The sequence below is a fragment of the Winogradskyella ouciana genome (genome assembly GCF_009709615.1).
Taxonomy (GTDB): domain Bacteria; phylum Bacteroidota; class Bacteroidia; order Flavobacteriales; family Flavobacteriaceae; genus Winogradskyella; species Winogradskyella ouciana.
Genome location: NZ_WJYA01000105.1, coordinates 1 through 272, shown reverse-complemented (window position 1 = coordinate 272; position 272 = coordinate 1). Strand labels below are relative to the sequence as shown.

Genomic DNA, 272 nt, shown 5'->3' with positions numbered 1-272 from the left:
CGGTTCATCCCCACGCCTGTGGGGAACACTCTAAATGTATCCTACTGATCTAAAAGGAAAAAATCAGGGGCAGAAAATCCACCGAATAAATCGGTCAAAAAATGCGCATTGTTAAAGAGGGGAAATCAGGAGGACGACGATTCGTCGACGGGTAGAAAGGAGACCAGGCGCAGGCCATCGTGATCGACGGGAACGCGGCGATTCTGGCCGCAGGTCTGGAAGTCAAAGCCGGATTCAGTATTCGTGGCCCAGCAGAACGCCACATTGCCGTC

General features: G+C 52.6%; 1 protein-coding gene. It reads right to left on the bottom strand.

Annotated elements, in window-relative coordinates; translation table 11 throughout:
- Positions 1-125: 125 nt before the first annotated feature.
- Positions 126-263, bottom strand: a complete 138-nt coding sequence (gene cas2e, locus F1003_RS18720) for a type I-E CRISPR-associated endoribonuclease Cas2e (RefSeq protein WP_497986925.1) — start codon at positions 261-263, stop codon at positions 126-128.
- Positions 264-272: the final 9 nt, after the last annotated feature.